Below are 14,174 nucleotides of genomic sequence, written 5' to 3'. Positions count from 1 at the left end.
CCCATGCTCGAAGCCGTCAAGTTCTGGAACGAGCCGAACAACAAGTCGCACTGGGACCTCGAGCTGGACCCGGGGTGGCCGAAGTTCGCGCAGATGGTGCAGCTGGCTGCGACGGCGGTGAAGGCCGAGAGCCCGTCGCTCACGCGCGTGCTCGGCGGCATCTCGCCGATCGATCCGACGTTCCTGACGCTGCTACGGGAGCAGGGCGCGCTGGCGGACATGCACGCGGTGGCCGTGCACGGCTTCCCGCTCGACTGGAACCACTGGACGATCCACGAGTGGCCGGAGAAGCTCGCCGAGATCCAGGCGGTGACACCCTTGCCGGTGTGGGTCACCGAAGTCGGCGTGTCGACCTTCGGTGCGGAGGAAGTCCAAGCGTGGGGCCTGAAGCGCACCGCCGAACTGCTGATCGGCCGCGCGCCGCGCATCCACTGGTATTCGCTGTATGACCTGCCCAAGGCCTGGCCGGCGACGACGCGGCACCGCGAGGCGGAAGGCTCGAGCTACTACCGCCACTTCCACATGGGCCTGCTGCTCGAGGACGGCACGCCCAAGCTGGCGGCGAAGCACTTCCACGAGTTCGCGCCCGAACTGGGCATCTGCCAGTGGTTCCACTTCGAGGATCACCGGCTCGAGGACGCGGTGCGGTGGCTCAAGCGCCTGGGCGTGACCAGGCTGCGCACCGGCCTCTCGTGGGCCGACAGCTTCCGGCCCGGCTGCGACGCCTGGTTCGACCGCCAGATGCAAGCGCTGGACGGCTTCGACGTCACGGTGACGTTCTGCTTCACGCCCGAGCAGCGCGGCCTGCAGCCGCACCACACCAGCGCGCCGCAGGTGCCCGAGGAGTTCGCCGAGTTCTGCGCGCGCATGGTGCGCCGGTATGCGCCGGCCCAGGGCGCGGCGGCCGCCGCCGAACCCGCGGGCGCGGCCGCCCTCGCGTGACCACCTTCCTGCTCGTGCGCCACGGGGCGCACGACTGGCTGGGCCGCGGCATCGCCGGCCGGCTCGGCGACGTGTCGCTGAACGCGCAGGGCTGGACGCAGGCCGAGGACCTCGTGCACCGGCTCGAGGGGCGCGAACTGCACGCCCTCTACAGCAGCCCGCAGCCCCGGGCCCGGCAGACCATCGCACCGCTTGCCGGCCGCCGGCGGCTGAAGGTGGAGGTGGCCCCTGCGTTCGACGAGATCGACTTCGGCGACTGGACCGGCCGCGAGTTCGGCCAGTTGCAGGGCGACCCGTTGTGGCAGCACTGGAACGAGCGCCGCGGCAGCGCCCGCCCGCCGAAGGGGGAAGCGTTCGCGGAGGTCCAGCAGCGCGCCGTGCACGGCGTCGAAGACCTGCGCCGCCGCCACCCCGGCCGCACCGTGCTGGTCGCTTCGCACGGCGACGTGATCAAGGCGATCGTCGCCACCGTGCTGGGCATGTCGCTGGACCTGCTCGAGCGGTTCGACATCGCCCCCGCCTCGGTGTCCGTGCTGGAAGCCGGCGACGGCTGGTTGCAGTTGAAGCTGTTGAACTGCGTGGCCTGACGTGGAGAGGCGCTGCGCGAAAGTGCCGCGCACTCAGCGTGGCGCGCGTGTGGCAGCAGCCGGCGCAGGCTCTTCGTAGGCTTCGTCGATCTGGCGCGCCAGCATGTCGGGTTCGGCCGCTTGCACGAGCACGCCGACTTCCGGGTCGTCGCCTTCCAGCGCGCCGACGCGGCGCGCGATTTCCTCCAGCAACAGCAGCATCTTCGAGTTCTCCTGCTCCGCCAGCAGGTTGATCTGCAGGTCCAGCTGGTTGCGCCGCTCGGACATGCGCATCTGGTAGTTCTGCGAGATCAGCACGAACGACGACAGGAAGATCGCCTCCACCGACGCCCACATGGTGAGGAACGTGAACGGGAACGGGTCGATGCGCACCTCCTCCGGCGCGAGCGTGTTCCACAGCACCCACGCGACCAGGGCCACGAAATGCGTGAGCACGAACACGATGTGGCCGCAGGCGCGCGCCACCAGGTCCGCCACGCGGTCCGCAAAGCTGCGCTTGCGGGTCTGCAGCTCGTCGAGGTGCCGCATCGCCTCCACGTTGGCGCGCGTGACGTCGGCGACATGCCGCGCATCAGGGGGCGGCGGCCTGCCCGGCGGCGCAGGGGCAGAGGTGGTCATCCGGCCACTGTGGATGCGGTGGCTCGCGCGGCGGGTCGGCCCGCGTCGCCGCTCGCTGTCGGCGCCCCCTGCAGGTCCTGCAGCCCGCCTGCGACGCGCGCGATGACGCCCTGCCAGTCGCCGGGTTCGTCCTGGCGGAACAGCCGCATGGCCGGGTACCACGGGGTGCGCGCCGGGTCGCCGCCCCAGCGCCAGTCGGCCTCATGCTGCAGCAGCAGCCACGTGGGCCGGCCGAGGCTGGCGGCCAGGTGGGCAGGCATCCCGTCGACGCAGACGACGACGTCCATGGCGAGCATCGCGTGCGCGGCGTCCTCGATCGCGTCCGTGCGCTGCCATAGCGGCTCGAGGGGCCAGCCCGCCGCGATCGGATCGAGCGCCGCAGGGCCTTGCTGCAGCGCGAACAGGCGCAGGCCGGGCATGTCGAGCAGTGGCAGCAGTTCAGCGAGGGGCAGCGACCGCGAGTGATCCCAGTTGCTGGCGGCCCAGAGCAGGCCGACGTGCAGCCGCCGGTCCTCGCGTTCGCGCACGCCGGGCAGCGGATGCACGTGTTCGGCCAGGGGCAGCGGCGGCGGCACGGTCCGCGCCGTCACGCGCATCGCATAGGCGAGCTCCATCACTTCGACCTCGAGCTCGTGCGCGGGCCAGTCCGGCCCGGCCCAGCCGTCGTGCACGGTGCCGATGCCCGGGACGGCGCGCAGCAGGCGAAGCAGGTGCGGCTGCGCCATCACGTGCGCTTCACGCGCCTGTTGCGCAAGCGCGGGCAGGAAGCGCGAGAACTGGAGCGTGTCGCCCAGGCCGTGCTCGCAGCGCACGAGCACGCTGCGATCGCTCAACGGGCTGCCATCCCAGACCAGGTGCCATGGTTGCCGTTCGAATCCGGGCCGTGCCTGCGCTTCGCGTCGCGGCCGTTCGAGAAGGTCGGTGTGGCGCCACGCCGCTTCCCAGTCGCCTGCGTGCATCGCGGCGGTCCAGCCGGCGGCGACCTGCCCGGGCGTGGTCATGCGGCGCCGCTCAGTGCCCGGCCTTCAGCATCGCGTCGAACCAGGTGATGGTGCGCGCCAGGCCTTCCTTCAGTTCGACGGTGGGCTGCCAGTCGAGCATCTCCCTGGCATGCCGGATGTCCGGTTGGCGCTGCTTGGGATCGTCCTGCGGCAGCGGCCGGAACACGATCTTCGAGGCCGAGTTGGTGAGGTTGATCACCTGCTCGGCGAGCTGCAGCATCGTGAACTCGCGCGGGTTGCCCAGGTTGATCGGGCCGGGCAGCGGGCCGTCCTTCTGCATGAAGCGCACGAAGCCTTCGACGAGGTCGTCGACGAAGCAGAAGCTGCGCGTCTGCTCGCCCTTGCCGTAGATGGTGATGTCGTCGCCGCGCAGCGCCTGGACGATGAAGTTGCTGACCACGCGCCCATCGTTGGGATGCATGCGCGGGCCGTAGGTGTTGAAGATGCGCGCCACGCGGACGTCGACGCCGTACTGGCGGTGGTAGTCCAGGAACAGTGTCTCGGCGCAGCGCTTGCCCTCGTCGTAGCAGCTGCGCACGCCGACGGGGTTGACGCGCCCCCAGTAGCTCTCGGGCTGCGGGTGGATGTCGGGGTCGCCGTACACCTCGCTGGTCGAGGCCTGGAACACGCGCGCGCCGCAGTGCTGCGCGAGGTTCAGCACGTTGATGGCGCCGTGCACGCTGGTCTTGATGGTCTGCACCGGGTTGTGCTGGTAGTGCACGGGCGATGCGGGGCAGGCCAGGTTGTAGATCTCGTCGACTTCGACCACCAGCGGCTGCGTGACGTCGTGCCGCACCAGGTCGAAGCGCGGATGGTCCAGCAGGTGCTCGATGTTGCGGCGCGCGCCGGTGAAGAAGTTGTCGACGCACAGCACCTCGTGGCCGTCCTGCAGCAGGCGTTCGCACAGGTGGCTGCCCAGGAACCCCGCGCCGCCCGTCACCAGGATCTGGCTTCTCCCGTTGTAGCGGCGCATGGGGCGGTCCGTGGATCCGGTTGTTCTTCCAACCTTTATAGGGACCTATTGCACGTGCGTGGTGCTTCCGGGCTCCTGCCGGGCAGGTTTATTTCGCGGTCGTGCCGCGCTTCCTGCGCGGCTCAGGCAGCCGAGCCGAGCAGCTGCAGGGTGCGCGCGTCCGGCGCGCCGGCGTAGAAGCGCGCGAGCACGTCGCGGAACAACGGCTCGGCCGGCGCCACGGCCGAGAACAGCGTGAGGCACGAACGCAGCTTCATGTCGTCGGGCGAACCGAAGATCGCGTGCGCGTCGCTGGTGGGCGCCTCGAGCAGGAGTTCGCAGCACTCGCGCAGCCTGTGGCCGAGCACGGGATGCGCGAGATAGGCGCGTGCTTCGTCGAGCGAGCGGATCGCATAGCGCTGCGCGGTCGGGCTGCTGCCGAGCCCGGCGAGCTGCGGGAACACGAACCACATCCAGTGCGTGCGCTTGCGGCCTTCGCGCAATTCCTGCACGGCGTCGGCCATCACGCCATCCTGCGCGGCCACGAAACGGTCCAGTCCGTCCTCGCGTTCCATGCGGCCACTGTAGCCGCGCGGGAGGGGCCCGCGCGGTTTGGGACAGAATCGAGGATTCCGGACCCACCCAGCACGCAGAGCCATGACCTACCCCAACACGCAACTCTTCATCGCCGGCCAGTGGCAGGACGCCGCGGACGGCAAGACCCTGGCGGTCTTCAACCCGGCAACCGGCAAGGAGATCGGCCGCGTCGCGCATGCGTCCACGGCCGACCTGGACAAGGCGCTGGCCGCCGCGCAGAAGGGCTTCGAGACCTGGCGCGACATGACGCCCGCCGCGCGCAGCGTGATCATGCGCAAGGCCGCCGGCTTCATGCGCGAGCGCGCCGAGGCGATCGGCCGCCTGCTGACGCAGGAGCAGGGCAAGCCGCTGGCGGAAGCCAAGGGCGAGGCGATGGCCGCCGCCGACATCATCGAGTGGTTCGCGGAGGAAGGCTTCCGCGTGTACGGCCGCACGGTCGCTTCGCGCTGGAAGCCCGAAGTGCGCCAGCTCGTGGTGAAGGACCCGGTCGGCCCCGTCGCCGCCTTCACGCCGTGGAACTTCCCGATCAACCAGGTGGTGCGCAAGGTCGGCGCCGCGCTGGCGGCGGGCTGCTCGATGCTGGTCAAGGCACCGGAAGAGACGCCGGCCGGTCCTGCCGAACTGATTCGCGCGTTCCACGACGCCGGCCTGCCGCCCGGCGTGCTGGGCCTCGTGTACGGCAACCCGGCCGAGATCTCCAGCTACCTGATCCCGCACCCGACGATCCGCAAGGTCACGTTCACCGGCTCGACGCCGGTGGGCAAGCAGCTGGCCGCGATGGCGGGCCAGCACATGAAGCGCGTGACGATGGAACTGGGTGGCCACGCCCCGGTGATCGTCTGCGAGGACGCCGACATCGCGCTGGCGGTGAAGTCCGCCGGCGCCGCCAAGTTCCGCAACGCGGGCCAGGTGTGCATCTCGCCGACGCGCTTCCTCGTGCACGAGAGCGTGAAGAACGAGTTCGCCAAGGCGCTCGCCCAGTACGCCGAAGGCCTGAAGGTCGGTGACGGCCTCGCCGAAGGCACGCAGATGGGCCCGCTGGCCAACCCGCGCCGCCTCACCGCGATGGCCGAGTTCCACGAGGACGCGGTGAAGAAGGGCGCGCAGGTGCTGACCGGCGGCGCGCGCATCGGCGACGCCGGCAACTTCTGGCAACCCACCGTGCTGGCCGACGTGCCCCTCGAAGCGAAGATCTTCAACGACGAGCCCTTCGGCCCCGTCGCCGCGATCCGCAGCTTCAGCAAGCTCGAGGACGCGATCGCCGAAGCGAACCGCCTGTCGTACGGCCTCGCGGGCTATGCGTTCACCAAGTCGCTGAAGAACGCCGACCTGCTGACCCGCCGCGTCGAAGTCGGCATGCTGTGGATGAACATGCCCGCCATGCCCAGCGCCGAGATGCCCTTCGGCGGCATCAAGGACTCCGGCTACGGCAGCGAAGGCGGCCCCGAAGCGCTCGAGGCCTACCTCAACGTGCGTTCGGTTTCCATCGCCAACGTTTGAGGCAGTGCGCCGCGCGGGCAGCGGAGGCGCTGCGCGCGGCTCGACACAGAAGTCACGGAAGAAGCGCAGAAGTCGCAGAAGGGATATCCAAGGATGTCTTCCTTCCGTGACTTCCGAGCGCCTTCCGTGACTTCTGCGTTTGGGAGTTCACGAAGCGGCGCGACTGCGCCGCGCACTCAGAACTGCGTCCCCATCGTCAAGTAAGCGCGTGGCGTGAGCAGCAAGTCCCCCTCGCTCGTCGTCGTGCCCGCCACCGGGTCGTCGTAGCGCCGCGTGCGACGGTACGGGGCGTCGGTGATGTTCTGCAGGCCGACGCGCCAGTAACCCAGGCCGGCCACCACGCCGCCGAAGTGCACATCCAGCGTCGTCCGCGGGCGATCGCGGCCGGTGCGGCCGGGGGAGGTGTTCAGGTCGGCGGCGCCGGTCACGTTCAGCGTGAAGCCGCCGAACAGCCCGCCCGAGCGGCGGATCGGCTTGGCGACGTTCAGGCTGCCGGTGTAGCGCGGCTGGCCCGGGATGCGCTGGCCTTCGTTCGCACCGCTCGTCATGCGCGAGTGCAGCAGGCTGAAGTTGGCGTTGAGCGTCCAGTCGCGCGGCAGCCCGAGCCAGGTCAGTCCCGTGCGCGCGTCGAATTCCAGGCCGGTCACCATCGCATCGCCCACGTTGGTCCGCTGCTCGAACCAGCGGCCGCCGGCCTGCGACACCAGCGTGCCGATGGCGTCCTGCACGCGGCGCACGAACAGGTTGCCGCCCGCCTGGCCTTCGTCGCCGAGACGCCGCTCGACGCCCGTGTCCAGGGCCCAGGTCGTCTCCGGCCGCAAGGCCGGATTGCCCACTGAGTCCGGGTTCAGCAGCGTGTTCGTGCCGGCACTCGGGTTCGTGCGGTCGATGAGGTCCCACACGCGCGGGTTGCGCGTGGTGCGCGCGAGGTTCGCGCGGTACTGCCACGTGGTGCCAAGCGGCTGGCGCAGGTGCACCGACGGCTGCACGACCGGAATGTGGCGCTCCACCGTGCCCAGGGTCGGGCCGCTGGTGGTGATGCGGATCGACTCGCCGCGCAGGCCGGCGGTGAGCGTGCCGCGCTCGCCCCACGCCCATTCGTCCTGCGCCCACAGCACGCCGCGTTCCAGCCGCGCATTGGCGCGGAACGGGTCGACGCCGGTGCGGGCGGTGTCGATGCCGAGCGTCCAGCGTTCGAGTTCGAAGCCGCCCATGCGCAGCAGCGGCGACCCGGTGGTCGAGACCTTGGACTTCAGGTTCACCACGTCCTCGCGGCGGCGGTCGTCGAACAGCGAGCCGGTGCCGGCGGACGCGCCGGTGAGCACCGAGCCGAGGCGTCCCAGGTGCTCGCGCGATCCGTTGCGCATGACGCTGGTCTCGACCTTGCTGCCATCGAACCCGTGCGTCCAGTCCATCGCGAAATGCGCGAAGTGGCGCATCTGGTCCTGCCGGTCGAGCGTGCCCACCGGTGTGCCGCCAGCTGCCTCGGAGGCGGTGCCCAGCGTGCCGCCGAAGGTGGAGCGGTTCAGCACGGCGGCCAGCCTGAGCTGGTCGCGCGGACCGAGCTTGCCGCTCACGCGCGGGATCAGTGCGTATTCCTGGCGGCGGTAGCGCGACACGCCGTCGCTGACCGTCGTGCCCGCGGGCCCGTCGACGCGCGAGTGCGAGTCCGAGCCGAGCACGACGCCGGTGCTGGAGGCGGCGAGGAAGTAGGCCCACGGCGATTCCGCCGGCTCGCCGGCCGGCGCGGGCGGTGGCGAGGTGAGGGGCCCGGTGCGTGAGAAATGGATCTGCGCCGCGTGGCGCCCCCAGACGGTGTTGTCGGTCACGCGCAGCGTCGTTTCACGCCGCACCGTCGCCTGTCGCAACACGATGTTGATCGTGCCGCCGGTCGCGCCCGAGAACTCCGCCGACGGCGAACGCACGACCTCGATGCGTTCGACCATCTCCGGCGGCAGCTGGTCGAGCGCGAGCTGCCCGCGGCCCGTCGCCTGCCGCTGGCCGTCGACCAGGATCTGGGTGGCGCTGCGTTCCATGCCGCGCATGCGGATCTCCACGCTGCCGTCCGCATTGGTGGTGGCGACCACGCCCGGCAACTGCCGCAGCACGTCGGCGATGGAGAACGCGCCGAGCTTCTCGATGTCGCGCCGGTCGAGCACGACCATGGAGCCGGGCGCGAAGAAGCGGTCCTGCAGGGCGCGCCGGCCGGTGACGTCGACCTGTTCGAGCTGCACGCCCTCGCCGCCGCCGTCCGGCCCTTGCTGCGCCTGCGCGGTGCCCAGCGTCGCCAGCACCAGCGCTCCCACGCGCCATGGGTGTCCCATGGATGCTCCTCGTCGTTGTGCCGGCATTGTGCCGTCCGCGCGGCGCGGTCCGGGGCCGGGCCCTAGCGCGAATTGCCTTTGCCGCCGGCGAGGCGTTCTGGGCCCAGGACCTGCCGTTCTTCATGGAGCGGCACGGCTACCTGGAGGCGCGATCTAGTTGACGGGGACCGTGTAGTTGAGCGTCATGCGGCCGCCGTCGACGACGACGATCTCGCCGGTGACGTAGCTGGCCGCGTCGCTGGCCAGCCAGGCCACCACGTCCGCGATCTCGGACGGCTCGCCGAGGCGCTTCATCGGCGTGCGGCCCAGGATGCGCGCGCGCGCCTCGTCGCTGGTGAGCACCGCCTTGGCGGCCAGCTCGGTGGCGATGGTGCCCGGCGCCACCGCGTTGACACGCACGCCCTTGTCGGCGAGCGCCAGCGCCATCACGCGCGTGAGCTGGTTGATGCCGCCCTTGCTGACGTTGTAGCTGCTGATGGTGGGGATGGCGAGCACGCCGTTGACCGAGCTCATGTTGACGATGGCGCCGCGGCCGGCCCTGGCCATCTCGCGCGCGGCGGCCTGGCCGGCCAGGAACGCGCCCTTCAGGTTGACGCGCAGCACGGCGTCGAAGTCGGCTTCGGTGACGTCGAGGAACTCGGCGGCCTTGAAGATGCCGGCGTTGTTCACCAGCACGTCCAGGCGGCCGTGCTGCTTGAGCGTCTGCGCGATGAGCACGTCCACCTGCGCCTTGTCGCCGACGTCGCAGGCGACGAAGGTGCCGCCCAGTTCGCGCGCCAGCGCCTCGCCGCGCTCGCGGTCGATGTCGGCGATGACGGGAACCGCGCCGTCGCGCGCGAAGCGGCGCGCACATGCCTCGCCGATGCCCTGCGAGCCGCCGGTGACGATGCACACGCGGCCCTGCAGGCCGAAGGACACGGTGGAGGAGGGCGTGGTCATGCCTGGATCGTACCGGTCCAGGCGCTCATGAACGCCTGCGCGCGACGCGTGAGCTCGTCGATGGCGATGCCGGGCTGGTAGAGCGCGGAGCCGATGCCGAAGCCGTCGGCGCCGGCGTCCAGGTAGGGCGCCAGGCGCTCGGGCGTGATGCCGCCCACCGGCAGCAGCAGCGTGTCCTTCGGCAGCACGGCGCGCCATGCCTTGACCACGGACGGTCCCATCATCTCCGCGGGAAAGAGCTTCAGGCCGGTGGCGCCGGCTTCGAGGGCGGTGAACGCTTCCGTCGGCGTCGCGACGCCGGGCAGCGAGGCGATGCCCAGCTCGCGGGCTTCGATGACGACGTCGGGGTTGATGTTCGGCGCCACCACCAGCGTGCCGCCCGCGGCCTGCACCGATCCCACTGCCGTCCGGTGCAGCACGGTGCCGGCGCCGATGCACGCCTGCGGAAAGGCCTGTGCGAGCGCCGCGATGCTGGCGTGCGGATCGGGCGAATTGAGCGGCACCTCGATGATGCGAAAGCCCGCATCGACCAGCGCCCGCCCGACGGGCACGGCCTCCGCCGGCGTGAGGCCGCGCAGGATGGCCACCAGTGGGCAGGCGTCGAACGCTTCGTCGAAATTCATTGGGTGGACTCCAGGGCACGCGCGATGTGGTGCAGGCCGCTCCAGGCCGGCTCCCCGGGCGGAACCACCGCGTGCAGGCCGTACGCGGACAGCCCGAGCTGGTAGCGCCGCGTGAGGGCGGGGTTGCCGACCACGACGGGATCGAGGCCGGTGTTGGCGAGGTCGCAAGCGCGCAGTTCCTCGCCGATCACCAGGCCCGACAGGTACGAAGGCGCCGCATCGGCCGCCAGCCAGTCGAACAGCGCCAGCGTGCGCGCGCTGAACGCGCCGTGCAGCAGGCCCTGCGCGCGACGCGCGTGCTGCACGCCCTGCAGGAAGGCCGCTTCGTCCAGCGGCCCGTCGTCCTCGGGCATGGTGCGCGCGAGGATCGAATGCCGCCGCAGCAGCCCATAGACCTCGCCGGTCATGAAGGTGGAGAAGGCGGCGAGGCGGCCGCCGCGCACATCGACCCACTTGCTGTGCGTGCCGGGCAGCACGAAGGTGCCGTCCTCCCGGCCGAGCAGCGCCAGCGCGCCCAGGACCTGCACTTCCTCGCCGCGCAGCACGTCGGGCAGGCCGCCGGTGTCGGTCGACACACCGGGCACGATGCCCACGCGCAGGCCGCCCGGCGCATCGTCGATCCATGCAAGGCGCGCTGCGAGGTCGGACGGGCCGGCGGGGCAGGGAGCGTAGGGCGCCTCGCGCCAGCCTTGGCGGCTGCCCACCATGCCGCTGGCCAGGCACAGCGTGCCGCGCGGCAAGGACCAGCGTTCGACCGTCGACGCGAACACCTTCGGGTAGCCGCCGGCGGAGACGTGCAGGATGCCCTGCGGCGCCTCGTGGTGGTCGAGGACCGTCCCGTCGGCGTCGAGCAGCGCGGCGCGCAATGACGACGTGCCCCAGTCCAGCGCGACCCAGCGGCTCACGCGAGGCCCCGCACGGCGTCCGGCCGCGGCAGCGGGTCGACGGCGCCCCAGCCCTGCACCGCGAGCGCGGCGGCGGCATTGGCGTAGCGCGCGGCAACCAGCGTGTCGTCGCCGGCCGCCAGGCGCGCGAGCAGGTTGCCCGAGAAGCAGTCGCCGGCGCCGGTGGCGTCGAGCGCATGCACGCGGTGGCCATGCACGTGGTGCAGCCGCCCGCCTTCGCTGACGACGCAGCCGTCGGCGCCGAGCTTGACGACGACCGTGCACACGCCGGCGCGGTGGGCGCAGTCCGCGATGGCCGCAGGATCGCTGGTGCCATGCAGCGCCGTCGCGTCCTCCAGGCTGGGCAGGTAGACGTCGCAACGCCGCAGCGCATGGTCGATCGCCTCGCGGGCGTGCTCGAGGGGCCAAAGCTTGGTGCGCAGGTTCGCATCGAGGCTGACGCGGGCGCCGCCGTCGCGCGCATGGCGCATCGCGACCAGCGTGCACTCGCGTGCATCGGGCGAGATCGCCAGCGAGATGCCGGACACGTGCAGGAATTTCGTCGAGCGCAGCACCTGCTGCACCTCGGGCCGCTCGATCCAGGCGGTGGTCATGCGCGAGGCTGCGGAGCCGCTGCGCCGGTAGCTGAACGAGTGGCCGCCGCAGCTGTGCGTCACGAAGTACAGGCCGGTCGGCGCGTTCGCGTCCTTCTCGATCGCCGAGGTGTCGACGCCTTCGGCACGCCAGAGGTCCAGCAGCAGCGCGCCGAACTCGTCGCCCCCGACACGCGACAGGTACGCCGCCCGCGCCCCGGCCCGCGCCGCCGCGATCACCGCATTGCTGGTGTCGCCGCCAAACCCCTGGAGCCACGCACGCTCCCCCGGCCGGGTCTGGTTGAACTCGACCATGCCTTCGCCGAGGGCGGTGACGTCGTACACAGGTTGCATCGTACTTGCCCGCCTTGTCATTTCCGGCTTCCGTCTTTGCCATTCCGGCGAAAGCCGGAATCCATGCGCGTATCACCGCGGTAGTGCTCGCGCGCGCCGGCGAGCGCGCCAGGCGATGCCTGCCGGGTCCTCATGCTCCGCCTCTCCGTTGCGCGGCCTCTCGCTGGCGCGAGCGCCTCTGCGAACAGTCGCGCTGTGCTTGGCGGGCGCGGGGCCGCGCGGTCCGGACTCGCTGTGCGCTGCGCGCACTGCTCAAACAGGGCCCGCGAGTCAGTAGGCAGCCAAAGAGGTTTGCTCCCGCTGGTCGCGCCCAGGCCCCGCGCCCGCGCGCGTCACTCCGACTCCGGAAATCGGACCCGGCAGGCACCGCCTGACGCGCCCGCCCGGAACCCGTGGCGCTTGTGCAGCGATGGATTCCGGCTTTCGCCGGAATGACAGGAGGGGAAGCCGCGGGTCCCCGCCTTCGCGGGGACGACGGGTATGGCTAGTGGTTGTCGCGCGGCACGAATGCGCCGCGCTTGCCGACCAGGAAGTCGAGGTCGACGCCTTCATCGGCCTGCAGCACGTGGTCGACGTACAGCTTCCAGTAGCCCGACGACAGCGGCGGCTTCGGGGGCGTCCAGGCCTGGAGGCGTTTCTGCAGTTCGTCGTCGGAGATGTGCAGCTGCAGCTTGCGGTTGGGGACATCGAGCTCGATCAGGTCGCCGTTCTGCACGATCGCGAGCGGGCCGCCGGCGGCGGCTTCGGGGGCGGTGTGGAGGACGACGGTGCCGTAGGCGGTGCCGCTCATGCGGGCGTCGCTGATGCGGACCATGTCGGTGATGCCCTTGCGCAGCACCTTGGGCGGCAGCGGCATGTTGCCGACCTCGGCCATGCCGGGGTAGCCCTTGGGGCCGCAGTTCTTCAGCACCATCACGCAGGTCTCGTCGATGTCCAGCGACTCGTCGTCGATGCGCTTGTGGAAGTCCTCGATGTCCTCGAACACCACGGCGCGGCCCTTGTGCTGCATCAGCGCCGGCGTGGCGGCGCTGGGCTTGATGACCGCGCCCCGCGGCGCGAGGTTGCCGCGCAGCACGGCGATGCCGGCCTTGTCCTTGAACGGCTGCTCCAGCGGCTGGATCACCTCGGTGTTGTAGTTCACCGCCTCGGCGATGTTCTCGCGCACCGTCTTGCCGCTGGCCGTGACGACGTCCAGGTGCAGGTGCTGCTGGATCTCCTTCATCAGCGCCGGCAGCCCGCCGGCGTAGCAGAAGTCCTCCATCAGGTGCTTGCCCGAGGGCTGCAGGTTCAGCAGGCAGGGCATCTCGCTGCCCAGCTTGTCGAAGTCCTCGATGGCGAGTTCGACGCCGATGCGGCGCGCGATGGCGATCAGGTGGATCACCGCGTTGGTCGAGCCGCCGATCGCCGCCAGCGTCTTGATGGCGTTCTCGAAGGCCTGGCGCGTGAGGATGGTCGACAGCTTCTGGTCGCTGTGCACCATGTCGACGATGCGGCGGCCGGCCATGCGCGCGAGCACGTTGCGGCGGCCGTCGACGGCGGGGTAGGCGGCGTTGCCGGGCAGGCCCAGGCCCAGCGCCTCGACCATGCTGGCCATCGTCGACGCGGTGCCCATCGTCATGCAGTGGCCGTGGCTGCGGTGCATGCAGCTCTCGGCCTCGAAGAAGTCCTGCAGCCGCAGCGTGCCGGCGCGCACCTGCTCACTCATGCTCCACAGGCCGGTGCCGGAGCCGAGTTCCTGGCCGCGCCACTTGCCATTGAGCATCGGGCCGCCGGACACGCCGATGGTGGGCAGGTCGACGCTGGACGCACCCATCACCAGCGAGGGCGTGGTCTTGTCGCAGCCCATGAGCAGCACGACGCCGTCGACCGGGTTGCCGCGGATCGATTCCTCGACGTCCATGCTCGCCAGGTTGCGGTACAGCATGGCGGTGGGGCGCAGCAGCGTCTCGCCGAGCGACATCACCGGGAACTCGAGCGGGAAGCCGCCCGCTTCGTACACGCCGATCTTGACCTGCTCGGCCAGCGTGCGGAAATGCGAGTTGCAGGGTGTGAGCTCGCTGAAGGTGTTGCAGATGCCGATGACGGGCCGCCCGTCGAACTGGTCGTGCGGCACGCCCTTGCCCTTGACCCAGCTGCGGTACGCGAACCCGTCGCGGTCCATGCGGCCGAACCATTGCTGCGAGCGCAGCTCTTCGGGTTTCTTCTTGCGGGGGGAGTCAGACATGGTGGCTCGATTGAAGCAGGAAAACGGACTGCCGAA

General features: G+C 70.8%; 14 protein-coding genes. 4 read left to right on the top strand and 10 right to left on the bottom strand.

All coding sequences use genetic code 11. The annotated features are described in order from the left end of the window. Positions 1-3 precede the first annotated feature (3 nt). Positions 4-942: a glycoside hydrolase family protein gene (locus I8E28_RS15775; RefSeq protein WP_200789023.1), complete on the top strand. Its 939-nt coding sequence runs from the start codon at positions 4-6 to the stop codon at positions 940-942. Further along, entirely contained in the window at positions 939-1,529 is a 591-nt protein-coding gene (locus I8E28_RS15770; protein ID WP_200789021.1) for a histidine phosphatase family protein, read from the top strand. The genes I8E28_RS15775 and I8E28_RS15770 overlap by 4 nt, the downstream gene beginning before the upstream one ends. A gap of 33 nt (positions 1,530-1,562) precedes the next feature. Here I8E28_RS15770 and I8E28_RS15765 read toward each other — a convergent pair whose 3' ends face one another. From I8E28_RS15765 to I8E28_RS15750, 4 genes are all read right to left on the bottom strand, one after another. After that, entirely contained in the window at positions 1,563-2,147 is a 585-nt protein-coding gene (locus tag I8E28_RS15765; protein WP_200789019.1) for a DUF1003 domain-containing protein, read from the bottom strand. Then, positions 2,144-3,148: a glycosyltransferase family protein gene (locus I8E28_RS15760; RefSeq protein ID WP_200789017.1), complete on the bottom strand. Its 1,005-nt coding sequence runs from the start codon at positions 3,146-3,148 to the stop codon at positions 2,144-2,146. The genes I8E28_RS15765 and I8E28_RS15760 overlap by 4 nt, the downstream gene beginning before the upstream one ends. A gap of 10 nt (positions 3,149-3,158) precedes the next feature. Then, on the bottom strand, positions 3,159-4,121 hold the full coding sequence (locus I8E28_RS15755; RefSeq protein ID WP_200789015.1) for a UDP-glucuronic acid decarboxylase family protein: 963 nt from the start codon (positions 4,119-4,121) through the stop codon (positions 3,159-3,161). Positions 4,122-4,243: 122 nt separating this feature from the next. Then, positions 4,244-4,675 (bottom strand): DUF1810 domain-containing protein, encoded by a 432-nt coding sequence (locus I8E28_RS15750; protein ID WP_200789013.1) that lies wholly within the window; start codon positions 4,673-4,675, stop codon positions 4,244-4,246. An 82-nt stretch (positions 4,676-4,757) separates the two neighbouring features. Here I8E28_RS15750 and I8E28_RS15745 point away from each other — a divergent pair, with 82 nt between their 5' ends. Then, a complete protein-coding gene (locus I8E28_RS15745) occupies positions 4,758-6,197 on the top strand; it encodes an NAD-dependent succinate-semialdehyde dehydrogenase (RefSeq protein WP_200789011.1) in 1,440 nt (479 codons plus the stop codon). 176 nt (positions 6,198-6,373) lie between these two features. Here the strand turns inward: I8E28_RS15745 and I8E28_RS15740 are convergent, their stop codons facing one another. Then, complete coding sequence (locus tag I8E28_RS15740) at positions 6,374-8,521, bottom strand: TonB-dependent receptor plug domain-containing protein (protein WP_200789009.1); 2,148 nt, start codon at positions 8,519-8,521, stop codon at positions 6,374-6,376. A 2-nt stretch (positions 8,522-8,523) separates the two neighbouring features. Between I8E28_RS15740 and I8E28_RS15735 the strand changes: the two genes are divergently transcribed. Next, complete coding sequence (locus I8E28_RS15735; RefSeq protein WP_200789008.1) at positions 8,524-8,682, top strand: hypothetical protein; 159 nt, start codon at positions 8,524-8,526, stop codon at positions 8,680-8,682. On the opposite strand, the gene I8E28_RS15730 is transcribed toward I8E28_RS15735, so the two are convergent. The 5 genes from I8E28_RS15730 to I8E28_RS15710 all read right to left on the bottom strand — a co-directional run bounded on the left by I8E28_RS15730 (position 8,675) and on the right by I8E28_RS15710 (position 14,138). Continuing rightward, positions 8,675-9,460, bottom strand: coding sequence for an SDR family NAD(P)-dependent oxidoreductase (locus I8E28_RS15730; RefSeq protein WP_200789005.1), 786 nt, complete (start codon positions 9,458-9,460; stop codon positions 8,675-8,677). The genes I8E28_RS15735 and I8E28_RS15730 overlap by 8 nt on opposite strands. Continuing rightward, on the bottom strand, positions 9,457-10,083 hold the full coding sequence (locus tag I8E28_RS15725) for a 2-dehydro-3-deoxy-6-phosphogalactonate aldolase (RefSeq protein ID WP_200789004.1): 627 nt from the start codon (positions 10,081-10,083) through the stop codon (positions 9,457-9,459). Before I8E28_RS15725 ends, I8E28_RS15730 begins: the two co-directional genes overlap by 4 nt. Continuing rightward, the gene (locus tag I8E28_RS15720) at positions 10,080-10,988 is read right to left on the bottom strand and encodes a 2-dehydro-3-deoxygalactonokinase (RefSeq protein WP_200789003.1); all 909 of its coding nucleotides are present in this window, start codon (positions 10,986-10,988) and stop codon (positions 10,080-10,082) included. The genes I8E28_RS15725 and I8E28_RS15720 overlap by 4 nt, the downstream gene beginning before the upstream one ends. After that, the gene (locus tag I8E28_RS15715) at positions 10,985-11,914 is read right to left on the bottom strand and encodes a sugar kinase (RefSeq protein WP_200789002.1); all 930 of its coding nucleotides are present in this window, start codon (positions 11,912-11,914) and stop codon (positions 10,985-10,987) included. Before I8E28_RS15715 ends, I8E28_RS15720 begins: the two co-directional genes overlap by 4 nt. Positions 11,915-12,398: 484 nt before the next feature. Further along, complete coding sequence (locus I8E28_RS15710; RefSeq protein WP_200789001.1) at positions 12,399-14,138, bottom strand: IlvD/Edd family dehydratase; 1,740 nt, start codon at positions 14,136-14,138, stop codon at positions 12,399-12,401. Between the last annotated feature and the right edge of the window lie 36 nt (positions 14,139-14,174).

This window comes from Ramlibacter algicola, from assembly GCF_016641735.1.
GTDB lineage: Bacteria > Pseudomonadota > Gammaproteobacteria > Burkholderiales > Burkholderiaceae_C > Ramlibacter > Ramlibacter algicola.
This window is presented reverse-complemented; position numbering and strand designations above follow the sequence as displayed.